The 19,740-nt window shown below is 72.6% G+C and carries 17 protein-coding genes; 5 read left to right on the top strand and 12 right to left on the bottom strand.

Going from position 1 to position 19,740, the window contains the following annotated elements; genetic code table 11:
- From ADK67_RS49315 to ADK67_RS25635, 9 genes are all read right to left on the bottom strand, one after another.
- The gene (locus ADK67_RS49315; protein ID WP_157620829.1) at positions 1 to 582 is read right to left on the bottom strand and encodes a hypothetical protein; all 582 of its coding nucleotides are present in this window, start codon (positions 580 to 582) and stop codon (positions 1 to 3) included.
- 68 nt (positions 583 to 650) lie between these two features.
- Entirely contained in the window at positions 651 to 3,284 is a 2,634-nt protein-coding gene (locus ADK67_RS25670) for a DUF11 domain-containing protein (protein WP_053719057.1), read from the bottom strand.
- Positions 3,285 to 3,494: 210 nt separating this feature from the next.
- Positions 3,495 to 4,313 (bottom strand): lipase family protein, encoded by an 819-nt coding sequence (locus tag ADK67_RS25665; protein WP_053719056.1) that lies wholly within the window; start codon positions 4,311 to 4,313, stop codon positions 3,495 to 3,497.
- Positions 4,314 to 4,557: 244 nt separating this feature from the next.
- Positions 4,558 to 6,285: a condensation domain-containing protein gene (locus ADK67_RS25660; RefSeq protein ID WP_157620828.1), complete on the bottom strand. Its 1,728-nt coding sequence runs from the start codon at positions 6,283 to 6,285 to the stop codon at positions 4,558 to 4,560.
- Positions 6,282 to 7,157, bottom strand: a complete 876-nt coding sequence (locus ADK67_RS25655; RefSeq protein WP_053719054.1) for a thioesterase domain-containing protein — start codon at positions 7,155 to 7,157, stop codon at positions 6,282 to 6,284. The genes ADK67_RS25660 and ADK67_RS25655 overlap by 4 nt, the downstream gene beginning before the upstream one ends.
- Positions 7,154 to 8,533 carry an AMP-binding protein gene (locus ADK67_RS25650; protein WP_053719053.1) on the bottom strand — a complete coding sequence of 460 codons (1,380 nt, stop codon included), beginning with the start codon at positions 8,531 to 8,533 and terminating at the stop codon, positions 7,154 to 7,156. The genes ADK67_RS25655 and ADK67_RS25650 overlap by 4 nt, the downstream gene beginning before the upstream one ends.
- Positions 8,530 to 9,018 (bottom strand): phosphopantetheine-binding protein, encoded by a 489-nt coding sequence (locus tag ADK67_RS25645; protein WP_053719052.1) that lies wholly within the window; start codon positions 9,016 to 9,018, stop codon positions 8,530 to 8,532. The genes ADK67_RS25650 and ADK67_RS25645 overlap by 4 nt, the downstream gene beginning before the upstream one ends.
- A complete protein-coding gene (locus tag ADK67_RS25640) occupies positions 9,015 to 9,791 on the bottom strand; it encodes a hypothetical protein (RefSeq protein ID WP_157620827.1) in 777 nt (258 codons plus the stop codon). Before ADK67_RS25640 ends, ADK67_RS25645 begins: the two co-directional genes overlap by 4 nt.
- On the bottom strand, positions 9,748 to 11,223 hold the full coding sequence (locus ADK67_RS25635) for an AMP-binding protein (protein ID WP_053719050.1): 1,476 nt from the start codon (positions 11,221 to 11,223) through the stop codon (positions 9,748 to 9,750). Before ADK67_RS25635 ends, ADK67_RS25640 begins: the two co-directional genes overlap by 44 nt.
- A gap of 127 nt (positions 11,224 to 11,350) precedes the next feature.
- Here ADK67_RS25635 and ADK67_RS25630 point away from each other — a divergent pair, with 127 nt between their 5' ends.
- The 3 genes from ADK67_RS25630 to ADK67_RS25620 are packed head-to-tail and all read left to right on the top strand — an operon-like array spanning position 11,351 to position 14,242.
- Positions 11,351 to 11,611, top strand: coding sequence for an acyl carrier protein (locus ADK67_RS25630; RefSeq protein ID WP_053719049.1), 261 nt, complete (start codon positions 11,351 to 11,353; stop codon positions 11,609 to 11,611).
- Complete coding sequence (locus ADK67_RS25625) at positions 11,608 to 12,843, top strand: beta-ketoacyl-[acyl-carrier-protein] synthase family protein (RefSeq protein WP_053719048.1); 1,236 nt, start codon at positions 11,608 to 11,610, stop codon at positions 12,841 to 12,843. Before ADK67_RS25630 ends, ADK67_RS25625 begins: the two co-directional genes overlap by 4 nt.
- Positions 12,836 to 14,242: a condensation domain-containing protein gene (locus ADK67_RS25620; protein WP_053719047.1), complete on the top strand. Its 1,407-nt coding sequence runs from the start codon at positions 12,836 to 12,838 to the stop codon at positions 14,240 to 14,242. Before ADK67_RS25625 ends, ADK67_RS25620 begins: the two co-directional genes overlap by 8 nt.
- On the opposite strand, the gene ADK67_RS25615 is transcribed toward ADK67_RS25620, so the two are convergent.
- Positions 14,202 to 15,386 (bottom strand): cytochrome P450, encoded by a 1,185-nt coding sequence (locus ADK67_RS25615; protein ID WP_053719046.1) that lies wholly within the window; start codon positions 15,384 to 15,386, stop codon positions 14,202 to 14,204. The two genes, ADK67_RS25620 and ADK67_RS25615, sit on opposite strands and share 41 nt — an antisense overlap.
- On the bottom strand, positions 15,383 to 16,549 hold the full coding sequence (locus ADK67_RS25610) for a nucleotide disphospho-sugar-binding domain-containing protein (protein WP_197289607.1): 1,167 nt from the start codon (positions 16,547 to 16,549) through the stop codon (positions 15,383 to 15,385). Before ADK67_RS25610 ends, ADK67_RS25615 begins: the two co-directional genes overlap by 4 nt.
- A 76-nt stretch (positions 16,550 to 16,625) precedes the next feature.
- Here ADK67_RS25610 and ADK67_RS25605 point away from each other — a divergent pair, with 76 nt between their 5' ends.
- Positions 16,626 to 17,792, top strand: coding sequence for a cytochrome P450 (locus ADK67_RS25605; protein WP_197289606.1), 1,167 nt, complete (start codon positions 16,626 to 16,628; stop codon positions 17,790 to 17,792).
- Here the strand turns inward: ADK67_RS25605 and ADK67_RS25600 are convergent.
- Positions 17,786 to 18,649 carry a TauD/TfdA dioxygenase family protein gene (locus ADK67_RS25600; protein WP_053719044.1) on the bottom strand — a complete coding sequence of 288 codons (864 nt, stop codon included), beginning with the start codon at positions 18,647 to 18,649 and terminating at the stop codon, positions 17,786 to 17,788. The two genes, ADK67_RS25605 and ADK67_RS25600, sit on opposite strands and share 7 nt — an antisense overlap.
- Positions 18,650 to 18,722: 73 nt before the next feature.
- Between ADK67_RS25600 and ADK67_RS25595 the strand changes: the two genes are divergently transcribed.
- Positions 18,723 to 19,736, top strand: a complete 1,014-nt coding sequence (locus tag ADK67_RS25595) for a methyltransferase (protein WP_053719043.1) — start codon at positions 18,723 to 18,725, stop codon at positions 19,734 to 19,736.
- Positions 19,737 to 19,740 lie beyond the last annotated feature (4 nt).

Here is a 19,740-nt window from a genome sequence, read left to right as displayed (position 1 = left end):
TCAGAGCTTGCCGACGTTCACCGGGAACTGGTCGATCCGCACGATCGTGGTGTCCGGGTTGTCCGGCAGCACCAGCTCGATCGGATCCGTCAGCTTGTAGAGGTCGCCCTTCGGCGGGAACTTCGTGAGCTTGCTGGTCAACTGCACCGGGTTCTTGGTGGACAGCACCAGCGGCTCGTCGGGAACGGTCGCCTGGATCCCCGCGTTCTGCAGCACGGCTCCGGGGTTGTCGATGGTCATCGTGAAGCTCAGCACCATGAGCTGCTCGAACTTCGGCGGGAACTTCGAGATCAGTCGCAGCACGCTCTTAGCGTCGATGTCCATGTCGTTCTGCTCGATCGTGATCGTGGTGGGCTTCGAGCCGCCGAGGCTGTCGTCCGCGGGCAGTTCCGCGCTGACCTTGTGCCCGACCACGCGCAGCCGCACCGAGTTGAGCGGTTCATTGGGGTTGATCTCGACCCGGATCTTGATGCCGCCCTTGAAGTCGAGGGTGAACAGGCTGGTGCCGATGGTCATCGGGGTGTTGACGGCCAGGCAACTGCACGGGATCTCGACACCGATCTTGGGCAACAGGTTCAACATCAGGTCCTCCATGGTCTCGTGTCCGGACGACGTGCGGCACAGACTCCGCGGTGCCGGGCTTGGACTGCTCAGCGGTTGCAGCGGGAAGGTTCGTCCTTGTCCATCACCTTGGCGTGCAGGGCCAGCTCGCGGGCGGTGCCGATCTTGGCCTTGCCGTTGCCGTGCAGTCCCGGCGTGGCGTTCTCGTTCGCGGTGAGGCCGAGGACGTAGGTCAGGTACAACCCCTTGGACGCCTTGAGCGGCGGTATGCCGGTGATCTTCAGGACGGCGCCGTTCCTGGTGATCTTGTGCTGGAGGTCGCCCTGGCTGCCTTGGGTGTTCCGGCCGCCGGTGTAGTAGGAGTACGAGACGAAGCCGCTCCAGCGGAACCCGGACGGCGCGGTGAACTGCTGGGCGAGGCTGTCCAGGGCTTGACCGGTGTCCTGCTCGAAGCCGACGGTGACGGCCATGAACCCGGTTTCGCCCTGCTTGACCTCCAGCAGGGCGGGTTGGACGACGGGCAGCGCGGTGTCGTTGTTGGTGAAGGTCTGCGGCTCCGCGGTGTCCGGCACGGTGGCAGTCAGGCGCAGCGGTCGTGAGTCGGCGACGACGGCCTTGCCGTCGGTGTACCGGCCGGGCTCGGTGTCCGCCTTCGCCCTGATGCCCAGGGTGTAGGTGAGCACGTAGCCCTGGTCGGCCCGGAACTCCTGGAGCCCGGTCAGCCGCAGCCGCCGGTCGCCGTTCTCCAGGGACGGCGTCAGCGTCGTCTCGCCGCTGCCCTGGCTCTGCCCGCCGACGTTGTAGTAGGTGAACATGATCGTGCCGGTCCACTCGAACCCGGTGGGCGCGTCGAAGACCAGGTCGGCCTTCGCCAGGTCGATCGGGTGGTCGTCCGGGTTCTCGACGCTGATCGCGATGTGCCCCTCGGCGCCGGGCGCGACCGAGACCGCCGCGTGCTGGCAGACCTTCAGGTCGTCCTTCGGGACGTGCTCGGTCAGCCGGGTGCGGTGCGAGTCGGAGGCGTTCGGCGAGGTGTTGCTGTACGTCTCCGACTCGACCTTGGCCGAGCAGGTGACCTCGCCGGTGGCCGCGCGGTCGACGACGCCGGTGACGGTGATCGTCGCGGCGCCGCCGACCGGCAGGTCGAGCGGTTGCCGGAATGTGCCGTCGTCGGCGCTGCCCGCACCCGTGGCCGACGCGCCGCCGGCGGTACCGGAGACCGCGATGCCCACGTCGGACAGCGCCGGGTCGATCGTGCCGGTCACCACGGCGTCGGGGACGTCGTTCGGGCCGTCGTTGCGGACGGTGGCGGTGAAGCTGATCTCGCTGCCGGCCGGGGCCTCGACGGCGCCGTCGACGGTCAGCGGCAGGGCGGCGGGCAGGGCGACGACGAGGTTGCGCAGGCAGTGCCGGGAGATCTCCCCGCCGGTGCTCGCGGACAGGCCGAGCTTGAACGTCTCCGGCATCGGGGCCTGCCCCGGGGCGAGCTTGAGGTCGACACCGTCGATCACGGTCGTGGTCACGTCGCCACGGGTGACGTGCACGGTCACCACGGCGTCGACGATCAGCACCTGGACGTGCGCCCGGTCCGCCCAGACCGCGTCCAACCCGCCGGGGGCGGGGGCGCCGGTGATGTAGGCGAACCCGTCGGCGCGGTCACCGGAGCCGCGCAGCACGATGTGGTTCGGCTTGCCGACGTCCTCGGTGCACGGCCCGGCCGAGCTGCCGGAGAAGTTGCCGCACTTGTCGAAGCCCAGGCCGAGCCATCCCTTGGTGACGCCGTCGCCCTTGCCGTCGGGACCGCGGCTGTACCCGAGACCGGCGCCGTAGCCGCCGACGTCGGTGTCGTGTGCGCCGTCGATGAGGAAGACCGCGAAACCGTCGCCGTTCCCGCCCGCGCAAAAGAAGTCGAAGTCGACCGCGACACCGGCCGTGGAGGGGAACGGGACGTTGAGCAACGCCGTTCCCGCCTTCTGCGGCGCGGCAGGGGTCAGTTGCAGGCCGTCGTCACCCGCCAGGGTGGCGTCGCCACGCAACGTCCAGTCGTGCTCCAGCTCGTCGGCCTGGGCGACCCGGAACGTCTCCTCGATCGGGAAAACCGCGATCGAGGGCGCGCCCCCTGCTCCCGCAGTGGGATCCACGGGTTCGACCACGCGGGGCAGGCGTCCGCCGACGAGGTCGAACAGGCCGAGCACGACGTCCCCGTAGAGGTAGAAGCCGCTTTCCAAGGGCGGCAGCGCGTCGTCGTCGGTGTCGGGTGCGCTCGGCGGGGCGAGCAGCCCGGTCAGGCCGCGCACCACTCCGTGCAGGGTCGACTGCGCGGTGTCGGTCATCCACCGGACCTGCGGGAGGGCGATGATCTGCCGGAGCGGGCGCGGCGCGTGGGTGTCGATCGCGGCGACGGTGGCGTCCACCCAGCGCACCGGCGCGTCCAGCAGCACGCCGAAGGTGCCGCGGGACACGATCGGCGGCGGCTCGCCGTCGAGCATGAAGTCCTCCCATTCGAGCAGGTCGAACAGGAACTGGCCGCCCTTGTAGAACGGCCAGGGCGCCAGGGCGTCGAGGATCTGCTGGGCACGGCGCGGGTCGTCCTGCCGGATCGCGACGCCGCGGCGGGCCAGGGTGCACAACACCTCGCGCAGCCGAGCGTTGATCGCGCCGGCGAAGCCCAACGCGGCCCGGTCGCCGTCGCGCAGGGCGGAGTCCTCGGAGCGGGCCGTCACAGCGGTCGGGTGGTGGGGTAGTGGGCGTTCGGTCGTAGCACGGCTCTTCCTTCGTTCTCGGGGATGGGTGGTCAGTTCGCGCACGGGCCGGGCCGCCGCCCCAGCAGGCAACAGGTACCGCAGCGAGTCGAGTCCCCGCGAGCGGTTACCACCTATCGGGTGTCATGCCCCTGAAAGGGGTGCACTGTGTCAAGGGCCTGTGCGGAGTTCTCAGGGGAGGTTCTTCTCCAGGGCGGCCACGTACGCCTTCATGAGGTGGTCGCGCATCCCGTCGGCGGCCGGGGCGAGCAGGTCGGCGGTCAGACCCCTGGCGCGGTCGAGCAGCTTGGACACCCGGGGCATGGAGTCGCGGACCTTGCCGGCGGAGTCGATGTAGCGCAGCGCCGCGACGTGCCGGAACACGGGCCCGGGCGGGACCTGCGCGACGATGTCGTTGTTGTTGACCACCCGGAACGTGCGCCCGGCCAGCGCCCGGTCGTAGGCCTTGACCAGGACGTTGTTGCACGTGCGGGGCTGCCCGAAGGTGTAGACGCCGTGCGCCGAGAGCGCCGGCTCCTCGAAGTGCAGCCACGCCGCGGCCAGCATCGCCAGCGCCCCGCCGAGGCTGTGCCCGGTGAACCACACCGTCTGCTCACCGTCGCGCAACTCCTCGACGGACGCGACCACGGACGGGATCACCGCCCGCAACGCCGCGGCGAATCCATAGTGGACCAGGCCGGTTTTCGCCGGTCCGGGCCACGGTGGGATGGTCGTGTCGGAGAACCAGTCCCGCAGCTGCAGCGGCTCGGTGCCGCGGAACGCGGTCACGATCATCGTCGGGCTCGCCATCGTGTACGCCTGGGTGTCGCTGATCGCGAACGGCGGCTTGAACGTCGAGTGGTGGTGACGTACGCGGTCGAACCCCCACTCACCGGCCGTGGCCTCGATCTCGGCCCGGCCCCCGTAGGCCAGTTCGGCGGCCTTCGCGAGGCAGTACGCCTGACGGGCGTCGTAGCCGGTAGCCAGGTGGTTCAGCGTCGGTGCGGACATCGTCCATCCTCGTGTAGGCGACACGTCAACGGTGGCCACGGTTCCCCGCCACACCACCTGTGCCTACCTCCGCCGCAGCCCACCGCGCCACCGGCCGGGCCACGGTTCACCCCGCCGGGCAGCCACATCACCCGGTGCGGCTCGGAACGCGGGGTTGACCAGCGCCGCTTTTTCCCTACTCGAGGAGACGCACCAGCGTGTCGGCGCTCGCTACGACCGGTGTTCGCTCAACGGCAGGGCGGTGTCAGCGGCCGGTGCCGGAGGTCAGCGGTGGCTCGGTGAGAGCGGACCCGTGGAGCACGTAGCGGCGTGGCGTCAGGGCCGCGGGGTAGCGGGGGAGCGCGGCCATGCAACGGGTGTGGGCGTCTTCCGGTGTGCGGATCTCGGGGGTGGCGGTCAGGTGGGCCACCAGGGGTGTGCCGTTCTCGGCGGGCAGGATTCGGCTGGTGGACGGTGCCAGTGCGTCGTCCAGCAGTGCCTGTACCTCGGTCAGGTCCACCCAGCAGTTGTCCACGAAGTGCCAGTTGTCGGGGCGGGTGATGGGCGGCAGGGCTATCGCTTCCCGCTGCCGCGCGGGGGTCAGGTCCCCGTGGGCCGCGGCGAGGAGCAGGCGCTCGACCGCCGCGAGCAGGGACTCGACCTCCTCCCGAGGAACCAGGCCGGTGTCGGCGGTCCAGACGTCCAGGACCAGGTGGGGCTCGACGCTGGTCAGGCCGAAGCGCAGCGGGGTGCCGTTGCGAGGGGTCGGGCGCCAGCGGATCGTCGTCTCGTCGAGGGTGGGAGGTGCGGGGGCTTGGCGGGTGAAGGGGGTGTTGGGGCCGAACCACGACTCCGGCACCGTGCTGTTGAACAGCGGGTCGTAGTCGAACACCAGGCCGCGTTCGTGCTCGATCCGCCCGTCCGACGCCGCCCGGGCCGCGGCGTCGTAACGGCCGTGCCTGCTGGACTCCAGGACGGCCGTCCAGGTGTGCTTGACCAAGGCGTCGAAGTCGTGGTCCGCCACGTCCACGGCGGCCAGGCAGCCCTGGGCCAGGGTGCCCACGTACCCGGTCAGGGCGCGGTCGAAGCGGTTGCCCGACAGCAGGGGCAGGATCAGCTCCCGGTGGCCGGTGCGGTGGGACAGGATGGCGCTGATCGCCGCCAGGACGACGCTGGAGCGGCTCGTCCTGGTGCGGGCGGCGATCCGGCGCAGCGCCCGCCCCACCGCCGGGGACGACATCTCCACCGCCAGCGACTCGCCGGTGGCGCGGGCGCCGGGGAGCAGGTAGAGCGTGCGGGGGGTGCGGCGGGACATCGAGTCGAGGTAGGCGAGCGCCGCCCGTGCCCGGCGTTGTTCCAGCGGGGTGGCCTCGATCTCCGCCTGGTCCAGCGGTTGGCGACGCGGTGGGCCGACCTCGCGGAGGGACGGGGTGGCGATGAGTTCCCGGAACTCGTGCTTGAGCACCTCGATCGCCGCCCGGTCCACGGCCAGGTGGGAGAACTCGGCGGCGCAGGCCACCACCAGGTCGTCCCGCTCCGGGGCCACCGCCACCACCAGGCGCACCGCGGGCCGCGTGCCGTCCGGGGTGTCCTGGAGCCAGCGAAGGAGCGCCGACGACGCCGCGGGCTGGTCGGATTCGTCCCACGTGCCTTCGCCCAGGGAGCAGACGACCACCGGGACCGCCCCGGACGCCGCCACGGTCTGACGGGGGTCCTCACGGCCCGAGTACGAGGTGCGCAGGCCCTCGTGGCGGGCCACCAGGACGGCCAGGGCGGCGGTCACGTCCGGCACGTGAGCACCCGGGGGCACCGGCATGTCCACGGCCAGGGTGGCGTGGAAGTGGTCCGGGGTCCGGATCAGCCAGCGCACGATGTTCAGCTGCCCGAGGGTCAGCGGTCCTTCGCGGTGGCTCAGGCCGGCGAACCCGACCGCCTCCGTGCGCACGGCGGTCAGGCGCACCCGTCGTTTCCGGGGCTGGGTGGGCGCGTTCACCGCAGTGCCGTTCGCAGCGCCGCCGTCAGGTCGGCCGCCCGGTGTCGGCGGACGGTGACGTCGTCGGGCCAGGTGTTCGCCGTCTCGCCGAAGACGTCGACCGGAGCGGTCGACGGCGACGGCCGCCAAGCGGCGACGGCCACGACCAACGCCTCGCGCACTCGCGTCACCCGCGCCACGAACTCCGGTGTCGTGTCGGACGGGACCAGGTCGCGTGCCTTCCAGCCCGCCAGCGCCTGCTCCGGGTCGGCGATGTCGGGGGTTCCCGCCTCGACCAGGCCGGGGTCGAGGTCGGCGATCAGGCGCACGTCCGGAAGCAGGGCGGCGACTTCGAAGGCGATCACCGCGCCCGCGCCCGCGCCGCCCAAGACGTAGGGGCCGGACGGGTGAGCGGCCCGGATCTCGTCGGCGTAGGCACGGGCCAGCGCCGGCACCGAGTCGACGGGCGCCGTGTCGCCGTACAGGCCGGGCGCCTGAAGGCCGTGCACCGCGTGGTCCTCGCCGATGTCCTGCGCGAGTCGGGCGTAGCGGGCCACCTGGCCGTCGTCGGGGTGGATCAGGAACAACGGGATGCCGCCGCCGTTCTGGACGGGCACCAGAGGGCCTGCCAGGCGACCGTTGTGCTCGCGCAGGGTCGCGGCGAGCGATTCGACCGTGGGGTGTTCGGTCATGACGTTCAGGGGCAGGCGGACGTCCAGTTCGGTCAGCACCGCGTTGATCACGCGGGCCGCGTCCAGGGAGTTGCCGCCTATGCCGAAGAAGTTCTCCCTGATGCCCACGCCGAAGCCGAGGACGTCCTGCCAGACGCGGGACAGCCACAGCTCGACCGGGTCGCGAGGGCGGTGGTAGTCGGTGTCGACGGGTGTGGTCATCGGGGTGGTGCACCGCCCTCGGAGTCGGGGTACAGGCGCCGGCGCTGGACCTTTCCGGCCGCCGTGCGCGGGAGTCGGTCGACGAAGGTGAAGTGCTTGGGGATCTTGTAGCCCGCGAGCAGGCGCCCGCAGTGCGCGGCCAACTCGGCTCGGCGGACCGTCGTGTCCGGGCGCAGGACCACGTGCACGCCCACCACCGAGCCGAGGGTGTCGTGGGGGACGGCCAGCGCCACCGCGTCGAGCACCGCGTGGTGGTGGCGCAGTGCCGCCTCCACCTCGTCGGGGTCCACCTTCTCGCCGCCCACGTTGATCGTGTCGTGCGCGCGCGGTTCCAGGTAGAGGTAGCCGTCGTCGTCGAGCCTGCCGCGGTCGCCCACGGTGGCGAAGCCGTCCGGGGTGGTGCGGACGGTCCTGTGGTCCAGGTAGTCGGCGCGGGTGATCGCGTCCGGGGTGCGCAGGTAGACGGTGCCGGGGGTGCCCGGCGGGGTCGGGCGTCCGGTGTCGTCCTGGATGCGGATCCGGGTGAGGACCCCGCGGCCGACCGTGCCGGGGTGGGACAGCCATTCGTCGCCGCGGGCCAGGGTCACGCCGATGCCCTCGGTCGCGCCGTACAGCTCGAAGACCCGCTGGGGGCCCAGTAGGTCGAGCCAGCCGCGTTTGGTGGCGTCGTCGCACTTGGCGGCGGTGTGGAGGACGGCGCGCAGGCTGTCGAAGTGGGCCGGGTCCGGGGCGGTCGAGAGGATCTCGCGCATGTGCGTGGGTGTCAGTTGCGCCCACTCGACGCCGTGCTCGCGGATCAGGTCGACAGTCCACTGCGGCGCGAAGAACCGTTGCAGCACAACGGTGTTGGCGTCGAGGATCGCGTCCACGAACGACGTGAACGGCGCGGCGTGGTAGAGGGGGCCGACGATCAGGTGCCGTTGGCCGGTGCGCCACCCCGTCTGCCGGATGACCAACGACGGTGTTCTGCGCGAGTCGTAGCGCAGCGGGCCCGGGCGGGCGGCGATCTTGGGGATGCCCGTGCTCGCTCCGGTCGCCAGGAGGTAGGCGACGCCGTGGTCCTCCTGGCCGAAACGGGACTTCAGCTGTGACAGCAGGACGTCTCGTTCGGGAGGTGGTGTCGCCGGGTCGAGCGGGAACACCGGCACCTCGGCCGCCAGGGCCGCGGCGATGGCGACGGCCGCGTCCACGGTGTTGGCGGCCTCCACGACGGCGTACGGGCCGGTGGTCCGGCTCGCGGCCTCCGCCACGCGGTCGGCGAACTCCCGCCACGACAGCGCCACCTCCGCCAGGTCGGCGTCGAAGCCGATCAGGGCGGGGCGGTCGGGCGCGTCGTGGGCGATGTCGGCGATCCGCCGGCGCACGGGGAGGTTCATCGTTGTCGGAGGACTTCCGCCAGGCCGCGCACGCTGGACGCGGTCATGAACTCGTAGACGTCGACGGGGTGGTCGAACTCGGCCTCGACGGCGGAGATGATGCCCAGGGCGGAGAGCGAGTCGCCGCCCAGCTCCAGGAAGTCGTCGGTGGCGCCCACGGCGCGCACGTCGAGCTGCTCCGCCCAGATGGCGGCGACGCGGCGCTCGACGTCGTCCCGCGGGTCCTCGAACAGGGTGCAGCGGCCGTCCACCAGGGCGGCGGCGAGGTCGTCGGGGGTCACCGGCAGGGAGTCCACGACCAGCACGCCGACCCGGCCGTCCACCTGCTGCCGGACGTGGTTGCGCAGCACCGTGCCGCTCAGGTACTCGGTGGGCTGCACGGCGGCCACGACGACGTCACGTCCGTCGTGGCGCACGACCGCCACCTCGACCCGGTCGACGCCGGGGTACGACTGCAGCAGCTCGGTCACCCGGGACGGGGTCATGCCCGCACTCCTTTCAGGTGGGCGGTGACGTGGGCGCGGACCTGGTCATCGCGCAGCAGCTCCTCGTGCTCCACGTCGAACACGGTCAGGTGGACGTCGCCGTCCACCGGCAGCGGGTAGTCCCGGGAGTGCACGAACAGGGGCTCGCCCGCCTTCAGCTCGAAGCGGCCCGCGGCGGCCAGGAGCAGGTAGTCCAGGTAGGTGCGGAAGCCCTTGACCAGTTCGCCGCGGAAGTAGTCGTCGAGCGACAGGCGGGTGGCGACCGACCGCATCAGGTCGTCGTAGCGCGCGGCCAGGGCGTCGGCCACGCGGGGTAGGTCGTCGGGGTGCTCCTCGACCAGGGTGTCGGCGAGGGTTCGGGCGTCCTCCCGCTCCTGCTCGGTCAGGTGCTCGGCGGAGGCGTCGACGATGCCGCTGAACTCGCCCGCCAGGGAGCCCGCGCCGGGCCGCGCGGCGTCGAACAGCAGGACCCTCGGCGCCGGTTGCCGTTCGGCCACCGCGTCGGCCACGCAGGTGGCCAGCGACGCGCCGGCGCAGTAGCCCAGGACGGCGCGGACGGTGCCGCCACCCGCCAGGGCCTCGTCCGTCCAGCGGGCGACCGCCTCGTCCAGCGGGCCCGCGCCGATCCGTCCCACCTGGAGGAAAGAGGCGTCGACGGTCGACGAGGCCGCCAGGTCGGGGAAGCCCGCCGACGCCCTCCCGCCGGGGAAGTCGAGGCACAGCACCAGTTCAGGTCCCCGGTCGGACAGTCGACGCCAACTGCTCAGCTCCACCGTCGGACCTCCCGATGACTTCGGCCAGTGCCCGGTAGTCGACCTTCCCGCCAGGGGTGCGCGGTAGTCGGTCGACCTGCCGGAGGACAACGTGCCGGCTCGGCACGCCGAGCGAATCGGCCAATTGCCGTCGCTGCTGCTCGTGAACGGCGGCGTCGCCGGCGCCGACGAGGTAGACCACGTCGTCGGCGCCGGCGAGCACCGCGGTGGGGTGCCCCGGTCGTTCCACCGAACGCTCCAGGTCGTCCAGGCTCGTGCGGACGCCGAGCACCTTGGCGATGCGCTTGGTGCGGCCGGTCAGGTACAGGTAGCCGTCACGCAGGTAGCCGAGGTCGCCGGTGTCGAGCACGTCCACTTCGGCGCCCCGGGCCAGGTCCTCCCGGCAGGACGCGTAGCCCAGCATCACGCCGGGCCCCCGGTAGCGCACCGCGCCCTCGCCCGGGACGGCCCGGGCGTGCGGCGGGCCGGGGGCGATGGTGAAGACGCCGCCGGGCACGGCCCGGCCGACCGAACCGAGGCGCTCGGGCAGGTCGGCCGGGTCGAGCACGGCCATCCGGGACGTCGCCTCGGTCTGCCCGTACATCGTGAAGAACCGGCCGCCGCGCCGTTGCATCATCCGCGCCAGCCGGGTGGTCAGGTCGTCGGCCAGCCGTGCGCCCGCCTGGGTCATCGTGCGGATCGCCGTGCGCCCCAGGAGGTTCACGTGCGACGGCCCGAACGCCGCGTAGGTGGTCGGCACGGCCGCCAACGACGTCACGCCGGTACGGGCCAGCCGGTCCCACGTCGCGAGCGCCAACGGCGGGCTGTCGGACAGCACGACGCTCGCCCCGGCGATCAGGTGGCTGTTGAGCACGGAGAGCCCGTAGGCGTGGGTGATCGGCAACGTGGTGGCGGCGCGCTCGGCCGCGGTGATGCCCAGGGCGTCCACGATGGCCCGGGAGTTGTCGGCGATCGCCGAGTAGGAGAGCCGGACCGCCTTCGGGCTGCCCGTAGTCCCCGAAGTCATGAGCAGGAGGGCCGTCTCGTCGGAGATCGGGGCGTGCGGGCCGGCGGAGGCGCGGCGGAAGATCGTGGCGCCGACCGGGGATCCGCCGGTCGGCCGGTAGCCGGCGGCGGTCAGGTCGTCGTGCGCGCCGGGCGCCGGGACGACGAAATCCGGCCGGTAGGCGGACAGCACCTCGGTGGTCGCGGGAAGGAATGCGACCGTGTGGCCCAACCGCAGTGCGGCGAGATAGGCCAGCACCGTGGGCAGGTCGCGGTCGCCCGCGCACAGCACGAGGGCCTTGTCGTTGTGCCGCATCGCTGTTCCGACCTGATCCACCAGGTCGGACAGCTCGCCGTAGCTCAACGCGCCACCGCCGGGCGGCACGACGGCGGCCGAGACCGGCGGCGCGCCGACGCCGGTCACCAGGTCCAGCGCGGTCGTCGCCATGCCGCACATTCTGCGGTCCCGAAGCGAGCGCGGTCCATAGCGCCGGTTCGGGCGAACGGTTGCTTGACGGCCAGGACCCGATGGGCAAAAAATCTCCCATCACCGGCCGGGAAAGGGCGCGTGGACCATGACCGCTGAGATCCGCGACTTCCTGCTGGAGTCGCTCGCCGAGATGAAGTACAGCACCGACGAGATCGGCGAGGACACCGTGCTCGGCCCCGCGGGCGCCGACCTGGAGTCGCTGGCCCTGGCCGAACTCGCCCTGCGGGTGGAGGACGAGTACGGGGTGCGCTTCGAGGCCGACGAGGCCGAGGCCTTCGCCGGCCTGACCGTCGGCGAGTTCTGCGCCGTTGTCGCCCAGCGGATCAGCACCTCGGCCGCGACGTGACCGCGCGGGCCGCCGTCACCGGCATCGGGCTCGTCACGCCGGTCGGCACGGCGGTGGGCGAGGTGTTCGACGCCGTCTGCGCGGGCCGTTCCGGGCTGTCCGCGCCGCCGGAGGACCACGTGCTGCACGGCGTCGTGGACGTCGCGGCGTTCGCACCGCCGATCGCCGCGGACAGCGTGATCCCGGCCAAGGACGCCCGGTTCGTGGACCGCTCGATCGTGATGGCGCTGCGGGCTGCCGAAGACGCGTTGGCGGACGCGGGCCTCGAAGTGGGCCGTGACGTGGACCCCTACCGGGTCGCGGTCGTGGTGTCGGGCGTCGGCGGGCTGGAAACCCTGGCCGACCAGGCGGTGCGGCGGTCGCAGCGGGGACGGCTGGGCGTCAGCCCGTTCATGCTGCCCGGCGTGCTGCCGAACATGGCCGCCGCGCGCACCGCGATCAAGTTCGGCGTCCGCGGCTACACCTCGTCGGTCGGCACGGCCTGCGCGGCCGGCGGCCAGTCCATCGGGGAGGCGCTGCGCATCCTGCGCGCCGGCGAGGCGGACGTGGTGGTGTGCGGCTGCTCGGAGGCGCCGCTGTTCCCGACCCTCGTGGACGCCTTCGGCAACGCCCTGGCCCTGGCCAGGGGCTGGCCCGACCCGACGACCGCGAGCCGCCCGTTCGACCGCCGCCGCAACGGCCTGGTGCTCGGCGAGGGCGCGGGCGTGCTGGTGCTGGAACGGCCGGGGTTCGCGCGGGCCCGCGGCGCGTCCGTCCACGCCGACGTGCTGGGCTGGGGCGCGACGACCGACGCCTACCACCCCACCACGCCACGCCCGGACGGCTCCAGCGCCGCGGCCGGCATGGAGATCGCGCTGCGCGACGCGGGCCTGACCACCGCGGACGTCGACTACCTCAACGCGCACGGCACCGCCACCAAAGCCGGTGACGCCGCGGAGGCCAAGGCCATCACGACGGTGTTCGGCGCCGCCATGCCGCCGGTGAGCTCGACCAAGGGGGTCACCGGGCACATGCTCGGCGCGTCCGGCGTGGTGGAGGCGGCCATCGGCATCGCCGCGCTGCGGCACGGGCTGCTGCCCCCGACGCACAACCTGGACGACCCGGACCCGTCGCTCGACCTGAACCACATCCGGGACAAGGCCCTCGCCGTGCCCGCGCGCACCGTCATGACCAACTCGTTCGGCTTCGGCGGCCACAACGTCAGCGTGATCCTGGGGCGCGCCGATGCGTGAGCGCCGCGTCACCGTCACGTTCTCCGGACCCGGCGCGGGCACCGCGCCCCTGACGTGGGGCCAGAAGGCGATCATGCGCGACATGCGCGCGACCGGCTGGCCGCACAACAACAGCGGCGCGCACCCGCTGCCCGAGGGCGTGACCGTCGACGGGTTGGCGGCCCGGCTGGGCGACATGATGTGCCGCCACCCCGCGCTGCGGATGAGGCTCGGCGTCGGCGACGACGGGGAGCCGTGCCAGGTGGTCGTGGAGTCCGGCGAGATCGACGTCGAGGTGACCGCCTTCGAGGACGACGTGGACCCCGCCGAGGTACTGGGGCACAGCCACAAGATCTGGTTCGAGTGGATGATGACCCCGTTCGACGGCCACACCCCGTGGCTGGTCCGGCTGGCGGTGCTGGAGCACCGCGGCCGGGCGGCGCACCTGGTGTTCGCGGTCAACCACCTCGTCGCGGACGGCACGGGCACGCTGCTGCTGATGACCGGCCTGGGCGTCGGCGAGCTGGCCGACCGCCGGTTGGACCCCGACGCCGTCACCGCGCTGGACCTCGCGCGCCGCGAGCAGACGCCCGAGGCGCGGCGCACCAGCGACGGCGCGATGCGCTACTGGGAGGAACGGCTCCGGCACCTGCCGCGCGCGACGTTCGGGGAGCCGAAGTACCCGGAAGGACGGCTCGGGCACCGCTACTGGCACGGCCGGTTCCGCTCCTCCGCCGCCCACCTGGCGGTGCTGGCCATCGCCCGCCGCACCCGCACCGACACCGCGCGCGTGCTGCTGGCCGTGCTGGCCATCGCGATCGGCCGCGCCACCGGCGTCGACCCGCTCACCACCAACGTCATCGTCAGCAACCGGTTCCGGCCCGGCTTCGCCGACGTGATCGGCACGCTGAGCCAGAACTCGGTGGTGTCGCTGGACTTGGGCGGCACGGTGGACGAGGTGGTGGCGCGGACCCGGCAGGCGGCGACGGCCGCGTGGATGCGCGCCTACTACGACCCCGACCAGCTCGACCGCCTGGTCGCCCGCCTCGACGCCGAACGCGGCCACCCGGCCGCGGTCACCTGCCGCATCAGCGACCTGCGGTTCAGCACCCGTCCGGACGCCGAGGAGCTGCTGGCCGACGGCGACCCGATCACCGAGGAGCGGGTGCGGGCCGAGCTGCCCCGGACGTTCCTGTCCTGGGACGGCCACCTCGACGCGATGCCCGACCAGCTGTTCATCAGCGTCGAGGACCGCCCCGGCACGATCCACCTCCAGATGGTGTTCGACATGGCCGTGCTCACCACCGACCAGGTGGAGACGATGCTCCACGCGGTCGAGGAGGTGGCGTTGGCGGCCGCGTTCGACCCGACGGCGCCCGCTATCGGTCCCACGTCACCGGCAGCTCCTGGAAGCTCCTGACCACCAGGCCGGGCTTGAGGCGCAGCTCCGACTCCGGCACCGCCAGCCTGAGGGTGGGCAGCCGGCGCAGCAGGCCGCCCAACGCCTCCTGAAGCTCCATGCGGGCCAGGGAAGCGCCGATGCAGTGGTGCGGGCCGGCGCCGTACGCGATGTGCGGGTTGGGGGAGCGGGTCAGGTCGAGCCGGTCGGCGTCCGGGAACACCGACTCGTCGCGGTTGGCCGACACCACGGCGGGCAGCACGACCGAGCCGGCCGGCACCGGGACGCCGCCCAGGTCGACGTCCTCGATGGTGACCCTGGGCATCAGGATGCCGCTCTCGCCGAGCTGGATGTAGCGGGTCAGCTCCTCCACGGCCACCGCGACGGCACGCGGGTCGTCACCGCGCAGGGCGGCGAGCTGGTCGAGGTGGCTGGACAGCACGGCGACGAACAGGTTGATCTGGTTGGTGGTCGACTCGTGGCCGCCGGCGAGCAGCCCGGCGGTGACCGAGACGAGTTCCCGCTCGGACAGCGAGTCCTCCCGGTCCCACGCGGCGACCAGGGCGCTCATCAGGTCGTCGCCGGGGTTCGCCCGCCGCTTCTCGATCAGCTCCCCGAACGCGGCCAGCGCGGCGCGCGGCGGGCCGGGGTCGGCCTGCCAATCGCCGACCAGCGCGTCCGACCACTCCTTGACCCGGTCCTGGTCCTCGTCGGCCACGCCGAACAACCCGCTGATCACGGCGATGGGCAGCGGCGCGGACACGTGCGCGCTCAGGTCCGCCCCGGGACCGGCCTCCTCGAGGCGGTCGATCAGGCCGTCCACGAGCCCGGCCACCGTCGCGCGCATGTCCTCCACGCGGCGTGCGGTGAACGCGCTGCCGACCACGCGGCGGACCTTGGTGTGCAGGGGCGGGTCCATGCCCAGCAGCGAGTCGTCGGCCAGCGACCCCAGCTCCCACTCCGGCCCCTTCGGCCCGGTGGCCGCGGCGCGGCTGAACCTGGCGTCGCTGAAGACCGTGCGGACGTCGGCGTGCCGGGTCGCGAGGTAGGCGAGGGTGCCGTCGGGCAGTTCCACCCGCGGCACCGGGTCCTCGGCGCGCAGGCGCGCGTACTCCGGCGACGGGTGGTGCAGCGACGGCGCGGGCGGGAGCGGGAAGCGGATCACGGGCGGCCTCCTTCGGCGTAGGCGACGAGCTGGTCGACCACCTGGGCGGGCGTGGGCATGGCGTGGATGCGGTCGCGCAGCAGCTCGGCGGCCTCACGCCACGGCCCACCGTCCATCAGCGCGGCGACGCTGTCGCGCACCGACGCGACGTCGGGCTCCTCCAGCACCTGGCCCGCGCCGGACAGCAGCAGGCGTTCGGCGTTGAAGTGCTCGTCGCCGACCTGCGGCAGGACCAGCTGCGGCACGCCGTGGACGAGGGCGGTCATCATCGTGCCCGCACCGCCGTGCTGGACGAACGCCGCGCTGCCGGGCAGCGCCAGGCGCAGCGCGAGCGGCGCGTCGGCCACCCGCACGATGTCGGGCAACGGCGGCAGCGCGTCGCGGTGGGCCTTGGCCACGGCGACGACCACGTCCGCGCCGAGGTCCGCCACGGCGCGGATGACGTCCGCGAGATCGGCCCGCTCGGACAGTCCCGGCCCGGCGACCGTGCCACCGGTGACGCACACGCGCGGCCGGCTCGGCGGTTCGTGCAGCCACGGCGGGAGGACGTGGGTGCCGTTGTAGGGCAGGTAGCGCATCGGCAGGCTCGGCACGGGCAGCGGCACCTGGAGCGGCGCGGGCACCGGGTCGATCATCAGGCCGCCCGCCAGGCGCACGTCCGACGGCGTGATCCCGAAGCGCCGTGCCATCGGACCGAAGACGCCGTCGTGGTCCCACGCCAGCGTGGAGCCGTGGTCGGGCCCCCACAGGACCTGCGCGCCGGGCACGTCCAGCACCGCCGCCGCCACGGCCGCGGCGAGGTTGAACGGCTCCCACAGGACCAGGTCCGGCCGGAAGGACCGTCCGAACGCGACCAGTTCGTCCACCCAGGCGTCGGCCATGTGGACCACACCGCCGTCCGGGGTGATCGCCGGACCGTCCGGATCGGGCGTGCCGTCGCCGGTGCTGCCACCGACTTTGCCGATCCGGTCGGTGAACACGGCCTCGAAGTCCAGGTGCGGTCCCAGCGGCACGGCGACCAGGCCGGCCTCGTCCACCACCGGCGCCAGCCCCGGCTGGGTGGCCACCAGCACCTCGTGCCCGGCGGCCTGCAACGCCCACGCCAGCGGCACCAGGCAGTAGAAGTGCGAACGCCAGCCCCACGTCGAGATGAGAATGCGCACCCGGCATGGTAACCCCGGGCTGAGGTCGTGCGGAATCCGTTGACGCAAAGGGGATTCGGGCGCAGTGTTATCCGCCGTGGCCGTCGCACCCGAACTGCGCCAGTACCCCTTCGAGCCGTTCACCGGTGAGCTGTCGCCGGAACTGGTCGGCATGATCGAGACCGACCCGGTGAGCCGGGTGCTGCTGCCCGACGGGGAGCCCGCCTGGCTCGTGCTGGACTACGCCGGGTGCGTCCAGGTGCTGGCCGACCCCCGGTTCAGCCGGGTGCTGCACCAGCCGCCGCCGGACCACCCGCCGCTGCGCGACCTCAACCAGGACGGCGCGGCGCACGCGGCGGTGCGCCGGGTGGGCAGCCGCGCGTTCGGCGGTCGCCGCATGGCGCACTACCGCCCGCGCGTGCAGGCACTGGTGGACGAGCTGGTGGACGAGATGATCGCCGGACCGCGGCCCGCCGACCTGGTCAGCGGCCTCGTCGCGCCCTTGCCGCTGCTGGTGATCTGCGAGGTGATCGGTGTACCGGCCGCCGACCGCGAGCAGTTCTACGGCTGGCTCGCGGGCCTGAACTCGGTGGTGGACTACAACTCGATGGAGGCCGCGAAGTCGCTGTGGGTCTACCTGGCGGGGCAGATGGCCGCCAAGCGGGCCGAGCCCGGCGACGACCTGTTGTCGGTGTGGCTGGAGGGCGACGACCACGGCCTGTCCGACGAGGAGATCATCGTGCTGGCCATGGGGTTGCTGCGCGGCGGCCTGGAGGTCGGCTCGACGGCCGCGGGCGTGCGGGTGCTGTTCCAGCACCCGGAGCAGCTGGCGGACCTGGTGCGGTCACCGGGGAAGATCCCCGCCGCGGTGGAGGAGATCCTGCGGTACACCGCAGTCAGCAGCATGTTCCGCGTGCAGGTCGTCACCGAGGACGTGACCGTCGGCGACGTCGCGATGAGCGCCGGGGACCGCGTCATGGCCGTCCCGTGGGTGGCCAACCGCGATCCCCGGGTCTTCCACGACCCCAACGTGTTCGACATCGACAGGGTGCCCCGCACGGCGCACCTGGCCTTCGGTTACGGGCCGCACTTCTGCCTGGGCACGGCCCTGGCCCGGATGGAGGTCGAGCTGTCCATCGCGACGCTGCTGCGCCGCCTTCCGGGCCTCGCGCCCGCGGTCCCGGTCGAGGAGCTGCCGTGGCGCCACGACCGGATCAACGGGGGCATCGAGGAGTTCCCGGTGGTGTGGCGGGAGGATCAGTAGCTCTCCACCGCGTTGACCCGGTCGGGCCAGTACCGCTCACCCGGCGCGGGCTCGTAGTGCTCCCAGCGCGGCGGGTTGCCCGTCGGCACGTCGCCCAGCACCGTGATGCGCTGGCCCCGGCGGCGTTCGCGGTAGTCGTTGACGGCGTAGTGCTGCGTCACCCGGTTGTCCCACATGGCCACGTCGCCGGGCTGCCAGCGGAAGCGGCAGGTGAACTGCGGACCTTCGGAGAACCGGAACAGGTACTCCAGCAGGGCGTCGCTCTCGTTGCGCGACAACTGGGGGATGTGCGAGGTGAAGAGGCGGTTGACGTAGAGCGAGCGGCGGCCGGTCTCCGGGTGCACGCGCACCACCGGGTGCTCGGCCCGGCTGGAGAACTCGTCGCCCACCCGGATGGTGTGGATCGCGGTCAGGCCGTCCACCAGGTCGCGCAGCGGGGCCGACAGGGACTCGTACACCAGGCACTGGTTGGTCCACATGGTGTCGCCGCCGGTGGGCGGCAGGTCGATCAGGTGCAGCACCGACGCGATCGGCGGGCTCTCGTGGAAGGTCATGTCCGTGTGCCACACGTCGACCTTCGCGCCGGCCTCCGAGTCGATGACGACGATCTCCGGGTGGCTCTCCAGCCGCGGCAGGTACGGGTGCAGCTCCACCTCGCCGAAGCGCCGCCCGAAGTCGATGTGCGCCCGAGGCGTCAGGTTCTGCTGACCGCGCAGGAACACCACCTGGTGACGCAGCAGCCGATCGCGGATCAGGTCGAACTGGTCGTCGGTCAACGTGTTCAGGTCGATGCCGCTGATCTCCGCGCCGAGGGCGCCGGACACCAGGCGGATTTCCGGGGCGGTCACACTCGTCATCGGGCCATTCTGTGCCACGGAGGGGAATTGGTCCACGGTTGACTGCGGTCGTGTGGTTCGGGACGCTGCGCCGATGGCGCCCGAGAACGCAGGGGAGCGCTTGGACGCGCTCACCGACCTGATCACCCCGATGGCCGTGCGCACGGCGGTCACCCTCCGCGTGCCCGACCTGATCGCCGCCGGCACCACCGACCTGACCGCGCTGGCGGAGCGCTGTGGCGCCGACCGCGACGCGCTCGGCCGGTTGTTGCGCCACTTGGTCCACCGCGACGTGGTCGCGGAGGTCTCCCCGGACGTGTTCGCGTTGACCGGACTGGGTGAACTGCTCCGCGACCGCGGCGACACCGGCTACGGCACGAGGCTCGACCTGGACGGCTTCCCGGCGCGGATGGACCTGGCCGCGCTGGGCCTGCCGCACGCGGTGCGCACGGGCCAACCGGGCTACGCGTCGGTGCACGGCCTCGACTTCTGGTCCGACCTGGACACGATTCCGGCGTACCGCGCGCACTTCGACCGGCTGATGGCCGGCCTCCAGGCGTTCACCGCGCCGCAGGTGGCCAAGCTCTACCCGTGGCCGGAGGTGGGGCTGGTGGCCGACGTGGGCGGCGGGTCGGGCGCGCTGCTGGCCGAGCTGCTGGCAGCGCACGGGCACCTGCGCGGGATGCTGGTGGACCGGGCGGAGCCGGTGGCCACGGCGGCGGCGCGGTTCGCCGAGAACGGATTGGGCGACCGGGTCGAGACGGTCGAGGGCGACTTCTTCCAGCCGCTGCCCGCGGGCGCGGACGTCTACCTCGTCTCGCGCGTGCTGACCGACTGGGACGACGCCTCCGCCGCGACGATCCTGCGCCGTTGCGCGGAAGCGGCAGGACCGGACGGACGAGTGCTCGTGGTCGAGGTGCTGCCCACCGAGCCGCACGTGCCGCACCTGTCGCCGTTCGACCTCCGGATGCTGGTGGAGGTGGGCGGCCGGGAGCGCGACCGCGCGGCGCACGACGCGCTCGCCGCGTCGGTCGGACTGGCGCCGGCGCGGACGTTCGCGGGCTCGGATGGCTTGGCGCTCATGGAGTTCCGCGCGGTGTTGCGCTGATCGC

The organism is Saccharothrix sp. NRRL B-16348, from assembly GCF_001280085.1.
Classification (GTDB): Bacteria; Actinomycetota; Actinomycetes; order Mycobacteriales; family Pseudonocardiaceae; genus Actinosynnema.
The sequence above is the reverse complement of the archived record's forward strand: the minus strand, read 5'-3'. Positions and strand labels throughout refer to the sequence as shown.